Source organism: Povalibacter uvarum (assembly GCF_014202975.1).
Taxonomy (GTDB): domain Bacteria; phylum Pseudomonadota; class Gammaproteobacteria; order Steroidobacterales; family Steroidobacteraceae; genus Steroidobacter; species Steroidobacter uvarum.
Map to the genome: position 1 here is coordinate 493028 of NZ_JACHHZ010000001.1, position 23362 is coordinate 516389.

The 23362-nt window shown below is 62.9% G+C and carries 19 protein-coding genes and 7 tRNA genes; 23 read left to right on the forward strand and 3 right to left on the reverse strand.

Going from position 1 to position 23362, the window contains the following annotated elements; all coding sequences use genetic code 11:
• The first annotated feature begins 98 nt into the window (after positions 1 to 98).
• The 8 genes from truA to miaE all read left to right on the forward strand — a co-directional run bounded on the left by truA (position 99) and on the right by miaE (position 8054).
• Positions 99 to 905, forward strand: coding sequence for a tRNA pseudouridine(38-40) synthase TruA (gene truA, locus HNQ60_RS02075; protein ID WP_184329359.1), 807 nt, complete (start codon positions 99 to 101; stop codon positions 903 to 905).
• Positions 906 to 945: 40 nt separating this feature from the next.
• Entirely contained in the window at positions 946 to 1818 is an 873-nt protein-coding gene (gene accD, locus HNQ60_RS02080) for an acetyl-CoA carboxylase, carboxyltransferase subunit beta (protein ID WP_184329360.1), read from the forward strand.
• A gap of 32 nt (positions 1819 to 1850) precedes the next feature.
• Positions 1851 to 3137: a bifunctional tetrahydrofolate synthase/dihydrofolate synthase gene (gene folC / locus HNQ60_RS02085; protein ID WP_184329361.1), complete on the forward strand. Its 1287-nt coding sequence runs from the start codon at positions 1851 to 1853 to the stop codon at positions 3135 to 3137.
• 81 nt (positions 3138 to 3218) lie between these two features.
• A complete protein-coding gene (locus HNQ60_RS27795) occupies positions 3219 to 3884 on the forward strand; it encodes an SPOR domain-containing protein (RefSeq protein ID WP_184329362.1) in 666 nt (221 codons plus the stop codon).
• Between the two features lie 185 nt (positions 3885 to 4069).
• Complete coding sequence (locus tag HNQ60_RS02095; protein WP_184329363.1) at positions 4070 to 4603, forward strand: CvpA family protein; 534 nt, start codon at positions 4070 to 4072, stop codon at positions 4601 to 4603.
• 4 nt (positions 4604 to 4607) lie between these two features.
• Positions 4608 to 6119 carry an amidophosphoribosyltransferase gene (purF, locus tag HNQ60_RS02100; RefSeq protein WP_184329364.1) on the forward strand — a complete coding sequence of 504 codons (1512 nt, stop codon included), beginning with the start codon at positions 4608 to 4610 and terminating at the stop codon, positions 6117 to 6119.
• 28 nt (positions 6120 to 6147) lie between these two features.
• Positions 6148 to 7443: a serine/threonine-protein kinase gene (locus HNQ60_RS02105; protein WP_184329365.1), complete on the forward strand. Its 1296-nt coding sequence runs from the start codon at positions 6148 to 6150 to the stop codon at positions 7441 to 7443.
• On the forward strand, positions 7440 to 8054 hold the full coding sequence (miaE, locus tag HNQ60_RS02110) for a tRNA-(ms[2]io[6]A)-hydroxylase (RefSeq protein ID WP_184329366.1): 615 nt from the start codon (positions 7440 to 7442) through the stop codon (positions 8052 to 8054). The genes HNQ60_RS02105 and miaE overlap by 4 nt, the downstream gene beginning before the upstream one ends.
• A 39-nt stretch (positions 8055 to 8093) precedes the next feature.
• Here miaE and lpxH read toward each other — a convergent pair whose 3' ends face one another.
• Positions 8094 to 8828: a UDP-2,3-diacylglucosamine diphosphatase gene (gene lpxH, locus HNQ60_RS02115; RefSeq protein WP_184329367.1), complete on the reverse strand. Its 735-nt coding sequence runs from the start codon at positions 8826 to 8828 to the stop codon at positions 8094 to 8096.
• Between the two features lie 75 nt (positions 8829 to 8903).
• Positions 8904 to 9392 (reverse strand): peptidylprolyl isomerase, encoded by a 489-nt coding sequence (locus HNQ60_RS02120; protein ID WP_184330157.1) that lies wholly within the window; start codon positions 9390 to 9392, stop codon positions 8904 to 8906.
• A gap of 224 nt (positions 9393 to 9616) precedes the next feature.
• Between HNQ60_RS02120 and gltX the strand changes: the two genes are divergently transcribed.
• From gltX to HNQ60_RS02195, 15 genes are all read left to right on the forward strand, one after another.
• A complete protein-coding gene (gene gltX / locus HNQ60_RS02125; protein ID WP_184329368.1) occupies positions 9617 to 11047 on the forward strand; it encodes a glutamate--tRNA ligase in 1431 nt (476 codons plus the stop codon).
• A gap of 2 nt (positions 11048 to 11049) precedes the next feature.
• Complete coding sequence (gene cysS, locus HNQ60_RS02130; protein WP_184329369.1) at positions 11050 to 12462, forward strand: cysteine--tRNA ligase; 1413 nt, start codon at positions 11050 to 11052, stop codon at positions 12460 to 12462.
• Between the two features lie 99 nt (positions 12463 to 12561).
• Positions 12562 to 12638: transfer RNA gene (locus HNQ60_RS02135), tRNA-Pro, on the forward strand.
• A gap of 26 nt (positions 12639 to 12664) precedes the next feature.
• A tRNA-Arg gene (locus HNQ60_RS02140) sits at positions 12665 to 12741 on the forward strand.
• A 124-nt stretch (positions 12742 to 12865) separates the two neighbouring features.
• Positions 12866 to 12941, forward strand: a tRNA-His gene (locus HNQ60_RS02145).
• Positions 12942 to 12957: 16 nt separating this feature from the next.
• A tRNA-Lys gene (locus HNQ60_RS02150) sits at positions 12958 to 13033 on the forward strand.
• 166 nt (positions 13034 to 13199) lie between these two features.
• Positions 13200 to 13284, forward strand: a tRNA-Leu gene (locus HNQ60_RS02155).
• A gap of 60 nt (positions 13285 to 13344) precedes the next feature.
• The gene (tig, locus tag HNQ60_RS02160; RefSeq protein WP_184329370.1) at positions 13345 to 14640 is read left to right on the forward strand and encodes a trigger factor; all 1296 of its coding nucleotides are present in this window, start codon (positions 13345 to 13347) and stop codon (positions 14638 to 14640) included.
• Positions 14641 to 14746: 106 nt separating this feature from the next.
• The gene (gene clpP / locus HNQ60_RS02165; RefSeq protein ID WP_184329371.1) at positions 14747 to 15355 is read left to right on the forward strand and encodes an ATP-dependent Clp endopeptidase proteolytic subunit ClpP; all 609 of its coding nucleotides are present in this window, start codon (positions 14747 to 14749) and stop codon (positions 15353 to 15355) included.
• A 175-nt stretch (positions 15356 to 15530) separates the two neighbouring features.
• Entirely contained in the window at positions 15531 to 16850 is a 1320-nt protein-coding gene (clpX, locus tag HNQ60_RS02170; protein ID WP_184329372.1) for an ATP-dependent Clp protease ATP-binding subunit ClpX, read from the forward strand.
• 266 nt (positions 16851 to 17116) lie between these two features.
• Positions 17117 to 19561 carry an endopeptidase La gene (lon, locus tag HNQ60_RS02175; protein ID WP_407676422.1) on the forward strand — a complete coding sequence of 815 codons (2445 nt, stop codon included), beginning with the start codon at positions 17117 to 17119 and terminating at the stop codon, positions 19559 to 19561.
• 167 nt (positions 19562 to 19728) lie between these two features.
• Positions 19729 to 20001, forward strand: coding sequence for an HU family DNA-binding protein (locus HNQ60_RS02180; RefSeq protein WP_184329373.1), 273 nt, complete (start codon positions 19729 to 19731; stop codon positions 19999 to 20001).
• A gap of 109 nt (positions 20002 to 20110) precedes the next feature.
• Positions 20111 to 20186: transfer RNA gene (locus tag HNQ60_RS02185), tRNA-Val, on the forward strand.
• A gap of 87 nt (positions 20187 to 20273) precedes the next feature.
• Positions 20274 to 20350, forward strand: a tRNA-Asp gene (locus tag HNQ60_RS02190).
• A 136-nt stretch (positions 20351 to 20486) separates the two neighbouring features.
• Positions 20487 to 22385: a SurA N-terminal domain-containing protein gene (locus HNQ60_RS02195; RefSeq protein ID WP_184329374.1), complete on the forward strand. Its 1899-nt coding sequence runs from the start codon at positions 20487 to 20489 to the stop codon at positions 22383 to 22385.
• 99 nt (positions 22386 to 22484) lie between these two features.
• Here the strand turns inward: HNQ60_RS02195 and HNQ60_RS02200 are convergent, their stop codons facing one another.
• A complete protein-coding gene (locus HNQ60_RS02200; RefSeq protein ID WP_184329375.1) occupies positions 22485 to 23273 on the reverse strand; it encodes an enoyl-ACP reductase FabI in 789 nt (262 codons plus the stop codon).
• Positions 23274 to 23362: the final 89 nt, after the last annotated feature.

Consider the following 23362-nt stretch of genomic DNA (forward strand, 5'->3'; position numbering starts at 1 on the left):
CGGCTTCACTGCGCCGTCGCTGCTATTCCTCGGTCCGTTGGATCGGTCTTGCTCCGAAACCCCATCCGCCATCCGCTATCCGCCATCCCCTTCCTCTGATGCGCATCGCTCTGGGTATCGAATACGACGGCAGTGCGTTCGCCGGCTGGCAGGCGCAGCACGATGCTCGTGGCGTCCAGGCGGCCGTCGAAGCCGCGGTTGCGTTTGTCGCCGATCATCCCGTCGAAGTGACTGCGGCCGGTCGAACAGATGCGGGCGTTCATGCCGCCATCCAGGTGATTCACTTCGATACCGAGGTGACGCGTACGCCTCGCAGCTGGGTGCTTGGGGCGAATGCGAATCTGCCGAAGCAGGTGACCGTCCTGTGGGCGAAGGAAGTGCCCGACAGCTTTCACGCACGTTACGGCGCGATGGCGCGCAGCTATCGCTATTTCATTCTCAACCGCGCAGTGCGTCCGGCGCTCGGCGCGAACAACATCACCTGGGTTCGCGAGCCGCTCGATCACGAGCGCATGCACCTCGCTGCCCAGCAGCTGGTCGGTGAACACGACTTCTCCTCGTTTCGCGCCGCCGAGTGCCAGTCGCGCAGTCCAGTGCGGCGCCTCGCCCGCATCTCGGTGCGTCGCCGCGGCGAGCTGATCGCCATCGAAGTCACGGCCAATGCCTTCCTGCATCACATGGTTCGCAACATCGCCGGTACGCTGATCGCGGTGGGTTGCGGGGATAGACCGGTGGAGTGGGTGGGCGAGGTGCTGGCGGCCCGCGACCGCAAGGTGGGGGGCATCACGGCGCCGCCGAACGGGCTTTACCTGGCGGGAATCCATTACGATCCGGCACTTGGCCTCCCCAGTGAGGCCGGCGAGATCTTCGGCCTGGCTTGCCCGGTTCGCCCGGACCAAGTATAGATGCCGCCTCCTGCGAGACCGCTCACGGAACACGCTCTCAATGACCTGGTTCGAAAAGATCATGCCTTCGCGGATCAAGACGGAACGCCGGACGCGTTCGGTCCCCGAAGGCCTGTGGATGAAATGCGCGGCCTGCGATGCCGTGCTGTACCGCGCCGAGCTCGAGCGCAATCTCCACGTGTGCCCGAAGTGCTCGCATCACATGCGCATCGGCGGGCGCGAACGGCTCGAGCGCTTCCTCGATCCTGAGTCGTTCACCGAGCTGGCCGAAAACGTCGAGCCGGAGGATCCGCTCAAGTTTCGCGACAGCAAGAAATATCGCGACCGTCTGCAGACGGCGCAGAAGACCACCGAAGAGAGCGACGCCCTGATCGTCATGGCCGGGACGCTGCACAGCCTGCCGGTTGTCGCGGCTGCATTCGAATTCCAGTTCATGGGCGGCTCGATGGGTTCGGTCGTCGGTGAGCGATTCGTCCGCGCGGTCGAGCATGGCATCGAGCATCGCAAGCCGGTGATCTGCTTCTCGGCGAGCGGCGGCGCGCGAATGCAGGAAGCATTGTTGTCTCTGCTGCAGATGGCGAAGACGAGCTCCGCGCTGGCGCGACTCGCTCGTGAGCGCATTCCGTACGTTTCGGTGCTGACCGATCCCACGACCGGTGGCGTGTCGGCGAGTCTCGCGATGCTCGGCGATGTGAATATCGGCGAGCCCAAGGCGCTCATCGGCTTCGCGGGAGCGCGCGTCATTCAGCAGACCGTGCGTGAAACGCTGCCCGAAGGGTTCCAACGCAGCGAGTTCCTGCTCGAGCACGGCGCTCTCGACATGATCGTGGACCGGCGCGATATGCGTGATCGCATCGCCGGCTTGATCACCATGTTCATGAATCAGCCGTCGCCGGCGCCGCCGCAGTCATAAGCACGCACACTTCCGCCGCCGGGCGGGCCGCCATGTCCTTCTCCACGTTGCCCGAATGGCTCGCGTGGCAGCAAACGCTGCATCCGAGCACGATCGATCTGGGGCTCGATCGCATCCGCCGCACGCTCGTGCGGCTGGGCTGGCGGCAACCGTCCTGTCCCGTCATCACCGTTGCCGGAACGAACGGCAAAGGATCCAGCGTCGCACTGCTCAACAGCATCCTGCGCGAGGCCGGGTATCGCGTCGGGACGTTCACTTCGCCGCACCTTCTTCGCTACAACGAGCGAATCGTGATCGCCGACCGTGAAGTGTCGGATGCGTCGCTGATGGCAGCCTTCGAGCGGATCGACGCCGCACGGGGCGAGGACACGCTCACCTTCTTCGAATTCAACGCCATCGCCGCGTTCCTGATCTTCGAGACCGCCGGCCTCGATGCCATCGTCCTCGAGACCGGCATGGGCGGACGCCTGGATGCCGTCAACGTCGTCGACAGCGACGTTGCGATCGTCACATCGATCGCACTCGATCATTGCGAATGGCTCGGCAGCGACGTCGAACAGATCGGCCGCGAGAAGGCGGGAATCTTCAGGGCAGGGCGGCCTGCGATCTTTGGTTCGTTGTCGATGCCTGCGTCCGTTCAAGGCACCGCCGATGCCATCGGCGCTCAACTGCGGCGGTTGGGGCAGCACTTCCGCTATCAGCGCGATGGCGATCGATGGACGTGGCAAGGCAGCCGGACCTCGTTCCAGGAGCTGCCGTCGCCTGCGCTGGTCGGCGATATTCAGTTCGACAACGCCGCTGGTGTGCTGGCGGCATTGGAAACGCTGTCGGATCGGCTGCCAGTGGAGCGCTCGGCGATCGAGCGGGGACTCCAGAAGGTGCGGATCGCGGGTCGCTTCCAGCGCATTCGCGGCCGCAACGAATGGATCCTGGATGTCGCGCACAACCCGGCTGCTGCCCAGACGCTGGCATCGCAACTCGCCGCGCGCTCCAGGACCGGTCGCACGATCGCGATCTGCGGCATTCTCGGCGACAAGGATGCGGAAGGCATCGCGCAGGCGTTGCGGTCGAGTTTCGATGAGTGGATCGCCGCCGGGCTGAGCGGCGATCGAACGATTTCTCCGGAGCGCCTGGCCGAGCGGCTGCGGGCAGGTGGCGCCAGCGTCTCGATGATGGCCCCGGATGTCGCCACCGCGTGCGTGAAGGCGGCTCATCTTGCCTCGCCGGTCGACACGGTCGTGATCTTCGGTTCCTTCCTCACCGTTGCAGCCGGAATGGAGTGGCTGCAGCAGCAAGGCTGGACGAGCGAGCGTTCATAACAGCGAGGCATCGCTTGCAGCGGATGTTTATACTTCGCGCCCGTGGAACGTCACGTAAAAGAACGGCTCGTAGGCGCGGCAGTGCTCGTCGCAGCTGCCGTCATCCTGATCCCCGAGATGCTTTCCGGCCCTGATCGCAGACCGGAAGAGCCCGCGTCCGCGGCGGGTGAGGCACCTCTCAAGACGTACACCATCGACCTGACCAAGTCGCCGACCGCGCAGTCGGCGATCGTCGACGAACCGGTTCCCACGGAAGCACCACCGCCGGAATCATCGCCGGTGCCCGAACCGAGTGCCCCGGGCGAGACCGCGCCTCCCACCGTGGCTCAGGCAAACCCTGAACCCGAGAGGGCTGAAGCACCACGTCCGGTGCCCGTGCAGACCGACGCGCCTCCTTCTCAGCCCCAGCGTGCACCAGATCAGCGTGCACCAGAGCCGCAGCGTGAAACGCGTACGGAGCCTCCGCCGCCGAGGGTGGCAACCACGCCCCCGCCGCAGACGGTGGTTCCAGCCGCGGCTGGCTGGGCCGTACAGCTCGGCAGCTTTTCGAGCCGCGCAACTGCTGACGGGATGGTCAGGAAACTCCAGGCGGACGGTCACGAGGCTTTTGTGATGCCCGTCAAATCAGGCGGGGCAACTCTCTATAGAGTGCGTATCGGTCCGATGAAAGATCGCGAATCGGCGGCGAAAGTGTTGAGCCGGGTCAAAACGACCGTGCCGGCCGCGACCGTTGTCAAGCATCCCTGAGGATTCATTGCCGGAATGATCGTTTTCCGCGGTGCCCGCGGATGCAATTGGTCGGTCATGAATGCGGCTGGTAGAATTCGCGCGCTGCAATACGGCTTCCATTTTTTCCTCTTTCACTGCGACCGACACGAGCGCGAAACGCTTCAACCGCACGGACGTAGCAAGGACTAGAGGAATCCGACTTCATGAACGGCGCTGACTACATCATCCTGGGCGTGCTTTCTGTGTCCATGCTGCTCGGCATGTATCGCGGATTCGTGCGCGAGTCCGTCGCGTTGCTCGCGTGGCTGGGCGGACTGTGGCTGGCGTGGCGCTATGCACCGCTCGTCGAACCGCTGCTCGGCGGCGCACTCGGCGAACCGCCGGTTCGCACATGGGCAGCCCGTATCCTCATCGTCGCGGCCATCGTGCTGATCGGCTGGCTCATCGCCGGCATCCTCGCCTATCTGCTGCGCCACTCCGGCCTGAGCGTCATGGTCGATCGCCTGCTGGGCATGGTCTTCGGCCTGATCCGAGGGGCGGTGGTGATTGCCGCACTGGTTCTGCTCGCGCAATTCGCGCAGCTCAACGAAGTAAAATGGTGGAAGCGGTCGGTCCTGCTTCCCTATGCCAGCGAATGTGCGTCATGGATTGAGGCGTTTGCTGAAACCGGCATGCGTATGCTTGAAGAGCGGGCGCGGCTCCCCAATTCTGTGACGGCGGCGTCTTCGAGGGTCTGAGTTCATGTGCGGAATCGTCGGTATCGTCGGTCACTCGCCTGTTAATCAGCAGATCTACGACGCGCTGACGGTCTTGCAGCACCGTGGGCAGGATGCCGCCGGCATCGTGACCTGCCACGAAGGCGAGCTGTTCCTTCGCAAGCAGAACGGACTGGTGCGCGATGTGTTTCAGCATCGGCACATGCTCGCGCTCAAGGGCAATATCGGCATCGGTCACGTCCGCTATCCCACCGCGGGCTGCGACAGCGCCTCGGAAGCACAGCCGTTCTTCGTCAACTCGCCGTATGGCATCTGCCTCGGCCACAACGGCAATCTCACCAATGCTTCGGAACTCGCCGAAGTCCTGATCCGTGAAGACCGCCGGCATCTGAACACGAGTTCGGATTCGGAAGTCCTGCTCAACGTGCTCGCGAGCGAGTTGTCGCAGGCGGGCTCGCCGCGCGCTTCGGTCGCCGACATCTTCTCCGCGCTCCAGGCCGTCTATCGCCGCTGCCGTGGCGGATTCGCCGTCGTTGCGATGATCGTCGGCCACGGTCTCGTCGGTTTCCGCGATCCTCACGGTATTCGCCCGCTGGTGCTCGGCAAGCGCGAACACGCCGACGGGTCGGAGTACATGCTCGCCTCGGAGAGTGTTGCGCTCGACATGCTCGGCTTCACCCGCGTTCGCGATGTCGCCCCCGGCGAAGCGGTGTTCATCGACGAACAGGGCCGGCTCTACGCCCAGCAGTGCGCTCCCGCGGGAACCAGCACGCCGTGCATTTTCGAGTACGTCTACTTCGCTCGTCCCGATTCGATCATCGACAACATCTCCGTGCACAAGGCCCGCCTGCGCATGGGCGACCTGCTCGCGGAGAAGATCCGTCGCATCTGGCCGGATCACGACATCGACGTGGTCATTCCGATTCCGGACACGAGTCGCACGGCCGCGGTCCAGGTCTCGCAGCTGCTGGGCATCAAGTACCGCGAAGGCTTCGTGAAGAACCGCTACATCGGCCGCACGTTCATCATGCCGGGGCAGGAGCAGCGCGCGAAGTCCGTTCGGTCGAAGCTCAACGTGATCGACCTCGAATTCCGCGGCAAGAATGTCCTGCTCATCGACGACTCGATCGTGCGCGGCACCACCTCCGCACAGATCATCGATCTCGCTCGTGAAGCGGGTGCCCGTCGCGTGTACTTCGCTTCCGCAGCGCCGCCGGTGCGCTATCCCAACGTCTATGGCATCGACATGCCTGCGGCGTCGGAGCTCGTGGCGTCGGGCCGCACGGAAGAAGAGGTGGCGCGGATCATCGGCGCCGACAGGCTCATTTATCAGGATCTGACCGATCTCGTTCACGCCTGCCAGCATCACGATTCGCAGGTGCATGAGTTCGACACTTCATGCTTCTCGGGCGAGTACGTTACGGGCGATATCACGCCGTCGTACCTGGCCCGCCTCGAATCGGAGCGCTCGGACCAGGCGAAGGAGAAGCGTCGCCAGGTCCATCGCCATTCGCTGAAGGCGATTCGCGCGGTCTGAAGCCGACCGCGCCGGAGACATTCGGCCCATGTCTTCGGGTGTTCCCAGTCCAGCAGGCCGTAACGCCCCACCGACGAATGCGCCGGCCGGTCCACGCGTGTTGATCATCACCGATCACACCGAACTGGGCCGCGCGCTCGAACAACACATTTCCGTCGTCTGGTCGGATGCCGAATGCCGCGTCCATGCCCCGTTGGTGTCGGGAAGACTACATTCAGCGTTCACGGCACTGGGCTACGACGTCGTCGTGCTGGACGACCGCGTCGAGCGCGGGCGAGGGGAGGAGTGGCTGGAAAATGTCACACGACGCGAGTCCTTTCCTCCGCTCATCTATCTCGCGGCGGGCGATGACGCTGACCTCGTGAAGCGCGTGATGCCGCGCGTAGTCGATTGCCTTGCCCGCGAACGCATCGATCATCGAAGGTTCGCATCGGCGATGCGCGACGCGGTCCAGCGCCGCCGACAGGCGCTTGCCTTGCGACGCACCAGTGCGCAATCGAAAGCTGCTTCCACCTTCGGGCCCGTGATGATTCGTGGTCATCGCTGTGTGCGCGAGCTCGCGATCGGCGGAACTTCCATGGTGTATCTCGCTGAAAGCGAGCGCGCCGGTGAAATGGTCGTGCTCAAAGTCCTGCGCGATACACAGGAGAGCGGCGACGTGCAGACGCAGTTCTCCCGATTCCTGCAGGAGTACGAACTGATCTCGCGGATCCGGCACCCGAACGTCGTGCGGATCTATGATCTGGGTGTCGCCGACGACCACGCCTACATTGCGATGGAATACTTCCCGCTGGGTGATCTTCGCGGTCACATCGCGAGTGCTCTGCGGCCCAAGGAGGCGCTGACGTACCTCGCGCAGATGGCCGGCGCGTTGCAGGTCGTCCACGAGGTCGGCGTGTTGCATCGGGACCTGAAGCCGGGAAACATCATGATGCGCTCGGACAGCTCGATCGCGCTGATCGACTTCGGCCTGGCGAAGCACGTCGCGATGGATGTCGACATGACCGGCACGGGAGAGATCTTCGGAACGCCGTACTACATGAGCCCGGAGCAGGGTCACGGCCACGATCTCGATGAACGCAGCGATCTCTACAGTCTCGGTGTGATCTTCTACGAAATGCTGACTCGACGAAAACCCTTCGTGGGCCCGAACGCGATGGCGGTGCTCTATCTTCACGGCAATGCGCCGGTTCCCTCGCTAGAGAAGGAGCTTGCGGTGTATCAGCCGCTGGTGGATCGACTGCTGGCCAAGGAGCCCGCTGATCGCTTTGAATCGGCGAAGGCGCTGCTCGAGAGCATCCGCCAGATTCAGGTGAGCGTATGAACGCCATCCCCGATGTGCAGGCGCCGCGCGTTCTTCTGGCGGCTACACCGACGCGCTGGTTTGATGTCGCTGTCGACCGCTGGCGCGAGCTGCTCGTCGATCACGCCAACTGCGAGAAGAAAGCGGCATCGACGGCGCTCTCGCTGATATTCACGTACGCACACGATGCGGCGCTGACGGATCGGATATCGCGCCTGGCCCGAGAGGAGTTGCGGCACTTCGAACAAGTGCAGAAAGTGATGCGGGAAATGGGAGCACCGTGGGTGCGGCTGTCGCCCTCGCGCTACGCCGAAGGCTTGCGTCGGTGTCTGCGAACGCATGAGCCGCAGCGACTGCTGGACCTGCTCCTGTGCGGGGCGTTGATCGAGGCCCGTTCCTGTGAGCGCTTCGAAGGACTGGCGCCACGACTGCGGCAACCGATGGGTTCGTTTTACGGTGGCCTCGCGCAATCGGAAGCGCGGCACCAGGGGCTCTATCTGCGCCTCGCCGAGCAGAGGGCGGAAGGGGAGGACTGGAAGGAGAGGTTGCGTGTGATCGGTGAAGTGGAAGCCGACCTCGCTACGTCGCCGGATGCGCAGTTCCGGTTTCATTCGGGCTGTCCGACCAACTAGTCATCTTGTGGGTCCGACTTAGTCGGACCCACGGGAAGACTACCCGCGCCGCAGTCCCGCCAGCTCAAATCCCTCTTTCCGCCAGCGCAGTACGCTGCCCTGGTCGTACCAGTCGCCCAGTACGATCCGCGTTGCCTTCCGGCCATCGACCGTCAATTCATGCACCGCGGGCCGATGCGTGTGGCCGTGAATCAGGCAATCGACGCCGTAGTGGCGAAACGCCTTGTCCACCGCGGCATTGTTCACATCCATGATCGCGGGAGCCGCCGTGTCCATCGCCTCGATATGCGCCTTGCTCCCTGCGCGCATCCTTGCCGCGAGCTTCTGTCGTTGCGAAAGCGACAGGTTGCGCAGCACGAACTTGACCAGCGGATTGCGGACGATCCTTCTCAGGCGCTGATAGGCGTGATCGTCGGTGCAAAGCGTATCGCCATGCATCAGCAGCACCGGCTTGCCGTAGAGGTCGACGACGGTGCCGTCATCGATGAGCTTCGCTCCACTGTCCGCGCAGAAGCGTTTGCCGAGCAGGAAGTCACGGTTGCCGTGCATGACGTAGCACGGAACACCGCCGCTGGTGATCTGCTTCATCGCGGCCAGCACGCGTCGTTTGTCCGGGTCGGGATCGTCGTCGCCGATCCAGGCCTCGAAGAGATCGCCGAGGATGTACAGCGCATGCGCGCCGCGGGCTTCGCGCGAAAGAAAGTCGAGGAACTGATCCGTGATGTCCGGCCGCGCGCCGTCGAGATGCAGGTCGGAGATGAATAACGTCGTCACGGCAAGACGAGGCTCATGGACGCGATGGAGTCCATTCCGCCGGCCCATCGCAGGACGGGCTTGCCCCGCGACATGTCACTTCAGTTCTTCCATCCGCTCGATGATGACCGGCTTGATCGGCACGTCCTTGTCGAACGGTCCGCCCGAGCCTGTTGCAACAGCGCCGATCTCATCCACGATGGTCATGCCTTCGATGACTTTGCCGAAGACTGCGTAGCCCCACCGGCTCGGCTGGGGGTCGAGCGCCGCGTTGTCCGAGAGATTGATGTAGAACTGGGCATTGGCGCTGTGCGGGTCGCCGGTGCGTGCGATCCCGACCGTACCGCGCCGGTTCGAGAGACCATTGCCGGATTCGTTGGGAACGTTGGAGTGCGTGGGCTTCTCCACGTATTGCTCGTCGTACCCGCCGCCCTGCGCCACGAAGTTGCCGATCACGCGGTGGAAGATCGTGCCGTTGTAGTGGCCGGCCCTCACGTACTCGAGGAAATTCGCCACGGTCAGCGGCGCCCGGGTGGTGTCCAGTTCGATCAGGAAACTGCCCGCGTTGGTGTGCACGCGGACCAGCACCGGGCTCTGAGCCTGGGCTGAGAGAATCCCGCAAGATGTCAGGAGGACGGCGAACAGCAGTCGGCGCATGGAAAAGCTCTTGAGGCGGATGTCGGATCGATGAGGCATCTTAGCAAGCAATCCCCCCGCGGCCTCAAGCGCCGGGGAGGACGCCCGCAGCGGCCGTGTATAGAATGCAGGGCTCACGCGACCAGGGTGGTCCGCGTCGTCCCCACCAAGTAATGACGTCTTCGAGTCCTCTAGTTACACGTTTCGCACCGAGCCCCACCGGGCATCTGCACCTGGGTAACGCCCGCACGGCGCTGCTCAACTTTCTGGCTGCCCGTGGATCGGGTGGTCAGTTCATCCTGCGCGTGGAGGACACGGACGAGGCTCGCAGCTCGGAAGAGTTCATGCGCGAGCTGTTCCAGGATCTGCGCTGGCTCGGGCTGGAATGGGATGAAGGCCCCGACGTCGGTGGTCCCCACGTGGCCTATCGTCAGCAGCAGCGCCGCCAGATCTACGAAGACTGGCTGGCGAAGCTCGATGCCGCCGGGTTGACCTATCCATGCTTCTGCACGCCGGCCGAGCTCAACATCGCCCGCAAGCAGCAGCTCGCCGCGGGCAAGCCGCCGCGCTATGCGGGCACGTGCCGCGTACTGACGGAAGAACAACGTGCCGAACGACTCGTGAGCGGCAAGCCCGCTGCGTTGCGGTTCCGCGTGCCCAACGGGCAGGTCGTGAGCTTCGTCGACGTGGTTCACGGCGAGCAGCGCTTCAGTACCGATGACATCGGCGACTTCATCATCCGCCGCGCCGACGGCAGCACCGCGTTCTTCTTCTCGAATGCCATCGACGACGCTCTCATGGGCATCACGCTCGTGTTGCGTGGCGACGATCACCTGACGAACACACCGCGACAGATGCTGATCCTGCAGTCGCTCGAATTGCCCGTGCCGCGATACGCGCACGTTGCATTGTTGCTGGGAATGGATGGTTCGCCGCTGTCGAAGCGACATGGTGATCTGAGCCTGCGAGACCTGCGCCGTCGGGGATATCTGCCCAGCGCACTGCGCAATCATCTCGTACGGCTCGGGCACACGTGCGTTTCCGATGGCTGGCTCGACGATGCAGCGATGCGTGCGGAGTTCGACCTGTCGCGTCTGGGTCGTGCGGCTGCCAAGTTCGATGAAGCGCAGCTCAAGCACTGGCAGAAGGAAGCGGTGGCACGTCTGAGCACCGATGATTTCCTGGTGTGGATCTCTGCTCAGATGCCCACGGGTGTGGCCACCGCGCAGCTGGGCAAGTTCGCGGAAGCGATCCGGCACAACATCGAGTTCCCCGGTGATGCAAAGCTGTGGGTGGATGTCGTGTTCGGCGAGCTGCCTGCGTTGCCGGCGGAAGCATTGACCGTGATTCGGGAGGCGGGTGCCGATTTCTTCGTCACGACTCAGAGCGTGTTCGCGCAGATCGCGGGTGAGTTCCGGCAGATCGCGAAGGAAATCGGTCAGCGCACCGGGCGAAAGGGCCCGGGGCTATACATGCCACTGCGCGCCGCGCTGACAGGCGTTCTGCATGGACCCGAACTGGGGCCCCTGCTGGCGTTGCTGTCGTCACAGGAAATCACGAAACGACTGGAACAGGCTCGCCAGATCGCGAGCGGGACACGCTGACGATGCTTCAGATCTTCAACACGCTGAGTGGTCGCAAGGAAGAGCTTCGTACGCTCGAGCCCGGTGTCGTGCGCATGTATGTGTGCGGCGATACCGTCTACGACTACTGCCATATCGGCCACGCGCGTTCGAAGATCGCATTCGACGTGGTCCGGCGTTATCTCGCCTATCGCGGCTACAAGGTCACGTTCGTCCGCAATATCACGGACATCGACGACAAGATCATCAAGCGCGCCGCCGAGAACGGCGAGCCGGTGCAGGCGCTGACTGCGCGTTTCACCGCGGCGATGCACGAAGACTACGATCGTCTGGGCATACTGCGCCCCGACTTCGAGCCGAAGGCGACGGAGCACATCCCGACGATCGTCTCGATGACGCAATCACTGATCGACAAGAACTACGCTTACGTCGCGTCCGATGGCGACGTGATGTATTCGGTCAGCGCGTTCAAGCCATACGGCCAGTTGTCGGGCAGGCAGCTGAGCGATCTGCGCGCGGGCGCGCGCGTCGCGGTGGACGAAGCGAAGCGGGATCCGCTTGATTTCGTGCTCTGGAAGCAAGCCAAGCCCGGTGAACCCTCGTGGCCTTCGCCGTGGGGAGCCGGACGTCCCGGCTGGCATATCGAATGCTCGGCGATGACGCTCGATCTGCTCGGCACGCGCTTCGACATTCACGGCGGCGGTCTCGATCTCAAGTTTCCGCATCACGAGAACGAGATTGCGCAGTCGTGCGCGGCGACCGGCGAACAGTTCGCGACGTACTGGATGCACAACGGCTTCGTGAACGTCGACAACGAGAAGATGGCGAAATCTGTCGGCAACTTTTTCCTGATCCGCGACGTGCTCGGTTCGGGGCACGTGCGCGACCCGGAAGTGCTGCGATTCTTCCTGCTGTCGAGCCACTATCGCGGGCCCATCAACTATTCGCTCACGCAGATCGAGCAGGCCGACACCACGCTCGCGCGCCTCTACTCGGCGTTGCGTGATGTCGTCCCCGCGCAGAGGTGGGAGGCGAGCGAAGCTACTGGAAAATTCGTCGCGGCGATGGACGATGACTTCAATACGCCCGATGCGCTCGCGGCGCTGCAATGGCTCGCAGGCGAGATCAACAAGGCGAAGGGTGTCGATGCGGCCAGGGCTGCGGCCTTCGCCGCGGAGTTGAAGCATCTCGGTTCGGTGCTCGGTGTCCTTCAGGCTTCCCCCGCAGCGTTTCTGCAGAAGTCCGCCAAAGGGCAGGGCACGGAATCGGCATCGGGGCTGTCGGAGTCGGCGGTCGAGGAGCTCATTGCCGCGCGTGCGGCGGCGCGCAAGTCACGCAACTTCAAGGAATCCGACCGCATCAGGGATCAACTGGCACAGGCCGGGATCGTTCTGGAAGACAAACCGGACGGTGCGACGCTTTGGCGACGGGGCTGATGCGACGGAATCCCTTGGGCGGCCGACGCCCAATACTCAAATTGACGCTATCGGACCTCGCACGTATGATTCGCGCCCCGAGCGGGGGCGGCTTTCTGGCGGGGCATAGCGCAGTCTGGTAGCGCATCTGCTTTGGGAGCAGAGGGTCGGGGGTTCGAATCCCTCTGCCCCGACCAACTCACCGGTCGTTGCTGATGACGCTGCGCCCGTAGCTCAGCTGGATAGAGCATCGGCCTTCTAAGCCGAGGGTCGCAGGTTCGAGTCCTGCCGGGCGCGCCACTTGATGCGGCGGGCCCGGTAAGAGGAAGGATCGCAGGAAGCGGTCTCTCAAGCCCTTGAGATGGGCGAATTCTGCCGGTAGCCATCGCCGGCGGGAAAAATGGGAATCGATGGCGGGACGATGGTGGACGTAGCTCAGTTGGTAGAGCCCCGGATTGTGATTCCGGCCGTCGTGGGTTCGAGTCCCATCGTCCACCCCACTCAATTCGGTTTCGTGGGCTGTTAGCTCAATTGGTAGAGCAGCTGACTCTTAATCAGTTGGTTATAGGTTCGAGTCCTATACGGCCCACCACTTCCCCCGCCTCGAAGTTCCCCTCCCGGGGAGGGCCCGCATGGGGCCTGGGGCGGGTGAATTCCTGAACGTTTTCCGGCGATCAAACGTCAACTGCCTGCCGTCAGGCGTCTTTTCGTCGGGTATACTCCGCGCCCCCCGGCCGGCCGGGCAGGCGGTCGGTTCGGCGAAAGTGGCGGAACTGGTAGACGCGCTGGATTTAGGTTCCAGTGGGTAACCCCGTGAGGGTTCGAGTCCCTCCTTTCGCACCATGTACCGCCGGTCAGCCGCGAATGAGCCGCGAAGCAGTCATTACAGAGGTTGTTGGTCAAATGCAGGTTTCGGTAGAGACAACCGGCGCCCTCGAGCGCCGCATGGAAGTTCAGGTTCCGGCCGAGCGCGTCGAGAAGGCGATCGACGAGCGATTGCAGTCGATGAGCCGTACCGTGCGGCTGAAGGGCTTCCGTCCCGGCAAAGTGCCCGTGAAAGTCGTACGTCAGCAGTTCGGCCAGCAGGTGCGCCAGGAAGTGCTGGGCGACGTCGTGCAGTCGACATTCGCCGAAGCCGTGAGCCAGCAGAATCTCACGCCCGCCGCGAATCCCCGCATCGAGCCGATCAGCATGGAGCAGGGCAGCGATCTGAAGTATCGCGCCGTGTTCGAAGTATTCCCGCAGATCGAGCTCGCGGGCGTCGAAACCATCGACGTCTCGAAGCCGAATGCCGAAGTCACGCCCGCCGATGTGGACGCGATGATCGAGAACCTGCGCCAGCAGCGTCCGACGTTTGCGTCCGTCGATCGCGAAGCCCGCGACACCGATCGCGTGACGATCGATTTTGCCGGCACGATCGACGGCAAGCCGTTCGACGGCGGCCAGGGTGAGAACGTCCCGGTCGTGCTCGGCGCCGGTCGCATGCTCGCGGATTTCGAAGCGGGCCTGAAGGGCATCCGTGCGGGCGAGGACAAGACGATCGACCTGACGTTCCCGCAGAACTACGGTGGTGCGGAGCTCGCCGGCAAGGCCGTGAAGTTCGCGATCAAGGCGCACACTGTCGAAGAGCAGAAGCTGCCTGAGCTCGATGATGAGTTCTGCAAGTCGTACGGCGTCGAAGAAGGTGGCATCGACCGCCTGCGCCAGGAAGTCGAAGACAACATGCGTCGCGAACTCGCGGATGCGATCAATGCGCGCGTGAAGAAGCAGGTTCTCGATGCACTGCTCGCTGCGAATCCGGTGGAGCTGCCGAAGTCGGTCGTCGATCAGCAGGTGCGTGAGCTGCAGATCGATGCGGGCCGTCGCCTCGGTGCGAAGGATGTGTCGCAGCTGCCGCCGGCCGAGAACTTCGTGGAAGCGGCGAAGCGTCGCGTGGCCCTCAGCCTGCTCATGGGCGAAGTCATCAAGAAGGCCAGCCTGCGCGTCGACCAGGCGAAAGTGATGGAGCGGTTCGAAGATCTCGCTCAGCAATTCCCTGATGCCGACAAGGCTCTGCAGACATACCGCAGCAATCCCCAGATCCGCCGGCAGATGGAAGCCGGCGTGCTGGAAGATCAAGCGGTCGAATGGATTCTCGAACGCGCCAAGGTGACGGATCAGCCGTCGACTTTCAAAGAACTGATGAATTTCGGCGCGTAGCGTAAATCTGGCGTTTTGGCGTGGGCGCCCGCTGTGACTTTGCTGCAAACTAAGCTCAAGTCACAGCGAGCGAGTGATACCGATGAGCGTGAGAACCAGCCCCGTTATGAATCTCGTCCCCATGGTCGTCGAGCAGACTGCTCGCGGCGAACGTGCTTATGACATCTACTCGCGCCTGCTGAAGGAGCGCGTGATCTTCATCGTCGGCCCGATCGAAGATCACATGGCGAACCTGATCGTGGCGCAGCTGCTGTTCCTCGAATCGGAAAACCCCGAGAAGGACATCGCGCTCTACATCAATTCGCCGGGCGGTTCGGTCAGCGCCGGCCTGTCGATCTACGACACGATGCAGTTCATCAAGTGCGACGTCAGCACGATGTGCGTAGGGCAGGCGGCCAGCATGGGCGCCGTGCTGCTGTCGGGCGGGACGAAGGGCAAGCGCTACTCGCTGCCGCACTCGCGGATCATGATTCACCAGCCGCTGGCAGGCTTCCAGGGTCAGGCGTCGGATATCGACATCCACGCCCGCGAAGTGCTCGACACCCGCGACCGGCTGAACCGGATTCTTGCAAAGCACACGGGCCAGAGCATCGAGAAGATCGCCAAGGACACGGACCGCGACAACTTCATGAGCGGCGAAGCGGCTGCCACATACGGTCTCATCGACCGGGTCCTCGAGCAGCGCGAGCAGGTCCCTACAAACGGGGCTAAATGATTGAGTCTGTGAGGAATTTCGACACTTTTCGGGTGTTATGCAACACCCGGGAGGGGCGTCTTTGCGCCCTGATGGCGGTGCGTGCTATATAACCCGCGCACTGCCTTGAAACGAGACGGAATTGCTCAATTCTGTCGATCACGGCCCACTGCGGCGGCCATTTGATGGGTGACTCATGTCTGATGACTCACGCGGGAAACACGACGACGGCAAGCTTCTGTATTGCTCCTTCTGCGGCAAGAGCCAGCATGAAGTGCGCAAGCTCATTGCCGGCCCGTCGGTGTTCGTCTGCGATGAATGTGTAGAGCTGTGCAACGACATCATTCGCGAAGAGCTCGAGGAACGAGCTGAGCGCACGCGGGACAAACTGCCGCGCCCGCACGAGATCAAGAAGGTCCTCGACGAATACGTGATCGGCCAGCCGCGCGCCAAGAAGGTTCTCTCGGTCGCCGTCTACAATCACTACAAGCGCCTGCAGACCAAGACGGGCGAGCAGCGTTCGAAGGACGAGGTCGAACTCGCCAAGAGCAACATCCTGCTGATCGGTCCGACGGGTTGCGGCAAGACGCTGCTCGCCGAGACGCTCGCACGGCTGCTCAACGTTCCGTTCACGATCGCCGATGCGACGACGCTCACCGAAGCCGGTTACGTCGGTGAGGACGTCGAGAACATCATCCAGAAGCTGCTGCAGAAGTGCGACTACGACGTCGAGAAGGCGCAGACCGGCATCGTCTACATCGACGAAATCGACAAGATTTCCCGCAAATCCGACAACCCGTCGATCACCCGCGACGTTTCGGGTGAAGGCGTGCAGCAGGCGCTGCTCAAGCTGATCGAAGGCACCATCGCTTCGGTACCGCCGCAGGGCGGCCGCAAGCATCCGCAGCAGGAGTTCCTGCAGGTCGACACGACCAACATCCTCTTCATCTGCGGTGGCGCATTCGCCGGACTCGAAAAGATCATCCTGAACCGCACCCAGAAGACCGGCATCGGCTTCACCGCCGATGTGCGCCAGCAGTCGGAACGTCCGCATGGCAGCGACGTCTTTCACGACGTCGAGCCCGAGGATCTGATCCGCTACGGCCTGATTCCTGAATTCGTCGGACGTCTGCCGGTGGTGGCGACGCTCGATGAGCTGGATGAAGCGGCCCTCGTATCGATCCTGCTCGAGCCAAAGAACGCGCTCAGCAAGCAGTACCGCAAGCTGTTCGACATGGAAGGCGTGGAGCTCGAGTTCCGCGTCGATGCCCTGAAGGCCGTGGCCAACAAGGCAATGCAGCGCAAGACCGGCGCCCGCGGTCTGCGCACGATCCTCGAGAACGTTCTGCTCGAGACCATGTATGAACTGCCTTCGCTGCGTAACGTGCAGAAGGTTGTCGTCGATGAGTCGGTGATCGGCGGAGAGAGCAAGCCCTACATCGTTTACGGCAATTCGGACGAAGCCCGGACCAACGCCGTGGAAGAGCGCCGCCCGACCGGCAGCGATCATCACTGAGTTTTGCCTCAGGCATTGACTGAAAAGGGCGCCCTGGTGGCGCCCTTTTTTCATGCACTGCGGTCTGCAGCGCTCATGTTCACGGCCTGCCGCACGAATGGCCGCTTCTCTGCGCGGATACACGATTGTCTTCGGTGCAAGCCGAGACGATTTGCGTGTCGCTGGCGCTGGTAGCAGGGCACCGCTTCCGGTATTTTCAGTTCGGAATTTCCCCTCAGCCGATCGCAACGCACGAGGATCGGCTGCCCAAGCAAAAGGTACATCGCGTGAGCACAGATACTCCTGAAGTCGAACAGTCCGGAACGCCGCCCAGCGGCATCCCGGTCCTGCCGCTGCGCGATGTGGTGGTCTATCCGCACATGGTGATTCCGCTGTTCGTCGGGCGGGAGAAATCCATCCTCGCGCTCGACCAGGCGATGCGTGCCGGCAAGCAGATTCTGCTCGTCGCGCAGAAGCAGGCGGATGTCGACGATCCGGGTCCGCAGGATCTGTACCGGCTCGGCACGGTCGCAACGATCCTGCAGCTGCTCAAGCTTCCGGACGGCACGGTGAAGGTGCTGGTGGAAGGCGTCGAGCGAGCGAAGCTCGAGAAGCTCTACGCGCACCAGTACTTCTCCGCTGACATCAGCCCGCTGCGCGATGTCGAGCAGTTCGACGAGCGCGAGATCGACGTGCTGTCGCGCTCGGTGATTTCGCAGTTCGAGCAGTACGTGAAGCTCAACCGGAAAGTGCCGCCGGAGATCCTCACCTCGCTCGCGGGCATCGAGCAGCCCGGCCGCCTGGCGGACACGGTTGCGGCCCACATGTCGCTGAAACTCGATGCAAAGCAGAAAGTGCTCGAGATCCACGACGTCCGCAAACGCCTCGAACACATCCTCGCGCTGATCGAAGGCGAGATGGATGTGCTGCAGATCGAAAAGCGCATCCGTGGCCGCGTGAAGCAGCAGATGGAGAAGAGCCAGCGCGAGTACTACCTCAACGAACAGATGAAGGCCATCCAGAAGGAGCTGGGTGAGATCGAAGACGCGCCGAACGAGCTCGCGGAACTGGAACAGCGCATCCAGAAGGCGGGCATGCCGAAGGAAGCGCGCGACAAGGCGATGTCGGAACTGAACAAGCTGAAGCTGATGTCCCCGATGTCGGCCGAGGCGACCGTCGTCCGCAACTACGTCGACTGGCTCGTGAAGTGTCCCTGGAAAAAGAAGACCAAGGTCCACCACGACATCCAGCACGCCGAGAAGGTGCTGGACGAAGATCACTACGGGCTCGAGAAGGTCAAGGAGCGCATCGTCGAATACCTCGCCGTGCAGCAGCGGGTGAAGACGCTCAAGGGACCGATCCTGTGTCTCGTCGGCCCGCCGGGCGTGGGCAAGACGTCACTGGGTCAGTCGATCGCGCGCTCGACGAATCGCAAGTTCGTCCGCATGTCGCTCGGCGGAGTGCGCGATGAAGCCGAGATTCGCGGCCATCGCCGGACGTACATCGGTTCGATGCCCGGCAAGATCATCCAGAACATGGTGAAGACGGGTTTCGCCAATCCGCTCTTCCTGCTCGATGAGGTCGACAAGATGGCGATGGACTTCCGCGGCGATCCGTCGTCGGCGCTGCTGGAAGTGCTCGATCCGGAGCAGAACACGACGTTCAACGATCACTACCTCGAAGTCGACTTCGACCTGTCGCAGGTGATGTTCGTCTGCACGGCAAACAGTCTGAACATTCCAGCGCCGCTGCTCGATCGAATGGAAGTGATTCGTCTGCCGGGCTATACGGAAGACGAGAAGAGCGCGATCGCGCGTCGCTATCTCGTGCCGAAGCAGGTGAAGCAGAACGGCCTGAAGAACAGCGAGCTCAAAGTCGCTGATACCGCGGTGCTCGATATCATCCGCTACTACACGCGCGAAGCGGGCGTCCGTAACCTCGAGCGCGAAGTCTCGAAGATCTGCCGCAAGGCCGTGAAGCAGCTGTTGACGGAAAAGGACACCAAGGTCGTCAACGTCAATCCGAAGAATCTGAGCAAGTTCCTCGGCGTCCGTCGCTTCCGATATGGCCGCGCGGAAGAGCAGGATCATGTCGGTCAGGTGACTGGCCTTGCCTGGACGGAAGTCGGCGGCGAACTGCTGACGATCGAAGCGGCCGTCGTGCCTGGCAAAGGCAAGCTCACGCACACCGGTCAGCTCGGCGAAGTGATGCAGGAATCCATCCAGGCAGCGATGACGGTGGTGCGCAGCCGCGCCAGCATTCTCGGCCTCGATCCGGATTTCTATCAGAAGGCCGACGTGCACATCCACGTGCCGGAAGGCGCTACGCCGAAGGATGGTCCGAGCGCAGGTATCGGCATGTGCACGGCGCTCGTCTCTTCCCTGACGAAGGTGCCGGTGCGTTCCGATGTTGCGATGACGGGCGAAATCACATTGCGCGGACAGGTGCTGCCGATCGGCGGATTGAAGGAAAAACTGCTCGCTGCGCACCGGGGCGGTATTCGCACGGTTCTCATTCCCGACGAGAACACGAAGGATCTCGCGGACATTCCGCAGAACATCAAGGACAGCCTGGAGATCAAGCCGGTCAAATGGATCGACGAAGTGTTGCAGGTCGCACTCACGCACATGCCTGCACCGCTTGGTGCGACCGCCGAGCCGTCGCGCGGGAACGACAAGGGACGGCCCCGCCGTGCTGCAAAGCGCGGGACGAAGCAGGTCCGCGCTCACTGATCTGACAGGCGGTTGCGAGGCAGGGCAGGGCGCGAATCCGCCCTGCCTGTCGGCTTTCCGCCGTCGGCTGCGCGATCGTTCAGGTTGATTCTGTCTTTGGGTCGCTGCTATAACGCGCCCCCGCCTGTTGCCGCAGGCGAACCGACATAAAACGAAGGAATCCCGAAATGAACAAAGCCGAACTGATCGAAGCGGTGAGTGGACAGACGGGCCTGCAGAAGGCCGATGCCACGCGTGCGGTGGATGCCGTGTTCGATTCGATTTCGGCGGCGCTCAAGGCCGGCGATTCCGTGGCCCTGCTCGGATTCGGCACGTTCGTCGTGAAGGAGCGCGCTGCTCGTACGGGCCGCAATCCCCGCACCAACGAGCCGATCCAGATCGCGGCAAGCAAAGTGCCCGGATTCAAGGCTGGCAAGGGCCTGAAGGATGCTGTAAATTAGCGCGCCTTTGAAAGGGCGCCCGGCCAATAGTCGGAACGTTTCTTTCGCGAGGACTCAGGGTTAGGTTGAGGCAAGCCGGCGTTTTTGCGCCGGGTGCCAGGCGGACAAAGGGTGCTTAGCTCAGCTGGTAGAGCGTCGCCCTTACAAGGCGAATGTCGGGGGTTCGATCCCCTCAGCACCCACCACGCCTTGGCCGCAACACCATGGCCATAGCATCGTGCCAAAGCCTCGTGACAGGGCCGTGGTAAAGAGTTCTCAAGGTTTTCAAGCGCGGAGCGGTAGTTCAGCTGGTTAGAATATCGGCCTGTCACGCCGAGGGTCGCGGGTTCGAGTCCCGTCCGCTCCGCCATTCCACCAACAGTGACGTGTACGAACGACGTGTGCCGAGCAAGATCACAAAGATCAAACCTTGCTCGCGCTGCGTCGTATCGTCGATTCCTGTCGTCGAATCGTCACTGACCGTCCGTCACTAGCGCACCCTGCACATGCTGCAAACAATACGAGACAAGACCAGCGGCTGGATCGCCATCATCGTGCTCGGCGCCATCGGCGTCGTGTTCGCTCTCTTCGGCGTCGATCTGAAGTCCGCCGCCGGCAACTACGCTGCCAAGGTCGACGGCGAAACGGTTCCCACGGACCAGGTCCGGCGCGCTTGGCAGCAGCGACAGCAGCAGTTGCAGCAGATGATGCGGACGGAATTGCCGCCCGACCTCGTGAAGTCGCAGCAGGCCGCGCTGCTCGATCAGTTCATCCGCGACACGCTCCTGACAAACCGCGCGCAGAAGCTCGGTTATCGCGTCAGTGATGAAGATCTGGCCGAGCAGATCATGCAGTTCCCACAGTTGCAGGTGGACGGCAAATTCTCCCGCGACCGCTATGCGATGCTGCTGCGCCAGCAGGGTCGCACCGAGCCGCAGTTCGAGGCCGATCTGCGCTCGAACATGGCCATCAATCAGTTGCAGAACGGCGTCGTGCAGTCGGCGTTCGTCGCGCCCTACGAACTCGATCGCCGGTTCGCGCTCGAGAAGCAGGAACGCGAGATCGACTACGCCCTCATCGCGACGAGCGATTTCGCGGGTCAGGTCAACGTCACCGACGAGCAGATCCAGGCCTGGTATGACTCCCACAAGGACAACTACCTGATCCCGGAAACGGTGGATCTGCAGTACGTCGAGCTGACGCGCGCGAAGGCTGAGAGCGCCGTCGCAGTGACTGAACAGGAATTGACGGATCACTACGAGCAGGTCAAGGAGCGCTTCGAATCGCCGGAGCGTCGCCAGGCGCGTCACATCCTGATCACCACCGGCGACGGCGTCGATGATGCCGCGGCGTCCAAGAAGGCCGACGAGCTCGCAGCCCAGGCGAAATCAGGCGCCGACTTCGCGGAGCTCGCGAAGCAGAATTCGAAGGATCCGGGCTCGGCGCAGCAGGGCGGCGATCTGGGCTGGGCCCAGCGCGGCATGTTCGTCGGTCCGTTCGAAGAAGCGCTGTTCAGCATGAAGCCGGGCGACATCAGCGGCCCGGTCAAGACCCAGTTCGGCTACCACGTGATCAAGCTGGAGAAGGTCGAAGCCGGTCAGGTTCGTCCGTATGACGACGTTCGGGCGGAACTCGAAGCCGACTATCGGACGGAGCGCTCGCAGTCACTGTTCTACGACGAATCGCAGAAGCTGGCGGACCTCGCGTTCTCCAGCCTGACGGAACTCGACTCCGTCGCGAAGCAGCTGGATCTGCCTATCAAGACCGTGACAGGCTTTTCGCGGGAAGGCGGCGGCGAACTCGGTGCTGATCCGGGCGTCATCGACGCAGCGTTCAGCGATGAAGTCCTGACGCAGGGTCGCAATAGTCCGCTGGTTGCTGTCGGTGAGGATCGCGCAATCGTCCTGCGCGTGGCCAACCACAAGCCTGCTGTTCCGCGTCCGCTGGCTGAAGTACGTGCCCAGATCGAAGCCCAGCTCAAGCTGCAGGCGGCGCGTGATGCCGCAAGCGCAAAGGGTGCCGGCGCGCTCGCCAAGTTGCAGCAGGGCGCTCCCTGGTCCGCTGTCGCGAGCGAGTTCGGATTGACCGCGGTCGGCAAGCGCTATGTGACGAGACAGGACACGATCGTTCCCGCGGCAATCGTCCGCGCGGCGTTCAGCGCGTCGTCCGGCGGTGTCTCCGAAGAGAAGCCGCACTACGGCACGACGACCACCGACGACGGCAACTACGCCCTGTTCGCGATCAGCGCGGTTCGCAACGGCGCGGCCGGGGCCCAGTCCGCAAACGAACGGAGCGCACGTCAGCGTCAGGTTGCGCAGCAGGTCGGCGGCGGAGAGTTCGCCGCGTACGTGACCGAAGCCGAGCGCAAGGTCAAGATCGTCCGCAACGAGAAAGTGTTCGAATAAATTCGAGGCAGCGAGCGACGAGCTGCGAGCGATGAGCCAGAACCGCGTTTCGGCGCTGGCTCGTTGTTCATCACTCGCTGCTCACCGCCTTCCTGCGTCCTACTCGCCGTCGCCGAACGACATGGCGACTGTGCTGAATCCACCGTCGACGTAAACGATCTCGCCCGTGATGCCCGCGGCCAGATCGGAGCAGAGAAACGCTGCCGTGTTGCCGACGTCCTCCGCGGTGACGTTGCGACGAATCGGAGCGATGCCCGCAACGTGCTTGAGCATGTTGCGGAAGCCGCCGATGCCCGCCGCTGCGAGCGTCTTGATCGGCCCTGCCGAGACGCCGTTGACGCGAATTCCCTTGGGACCCAGATCCGCCGCCAGGAAGCGCACGTTCGCCTCCAGGCTCGCCTTGGCGAGTCCCATCACGTTGTAGCTCGGCAGAGAGCGCACGGCGCCGAGATAGCTCAGCGTGAGCAACGAAGCCTGTCGGCCGTCCATCAGCGGATACGCGGCCTTGGCGAGCGCCGTGAGGCTGTAGCTCGAAATGTCGTGGGCGATGCGGAAATTCTCACGTGTGGTCGATTCGACGAATCCGCCGCGGATTGCATCGGATGGGGCAAAGGCGACGGCGTGCACGAGGATGTCCAGTCCGTCCCAGCTCTTCTTCAGCTGATCGAATCCCGACTGGATGCTGTCGTCGTTCGCGACATCCATCTCGAAAGCGATGCTGGAGCCGAACTCTCCCGCCATGCCGATGACGCGGTCCTTGAACCGATCCTGGTAGCTGAAAGCCAGGTCCGCGCCTTCGCGCCGCATTGCCGTGGCAATTCCATGCGCAATCGAGCGTTCAGTGGCGAGCCCGACGATCAGGGCCCGTTTGCCGGCGAGAAATCCCATACGCTTGTCTCCGGTCGACGAATGAAACCGGAGCGTATTGTGCCACGAGGGAGGGGAGGTGGCCGTTGGCCGTCCGTTTCCGGCCACCT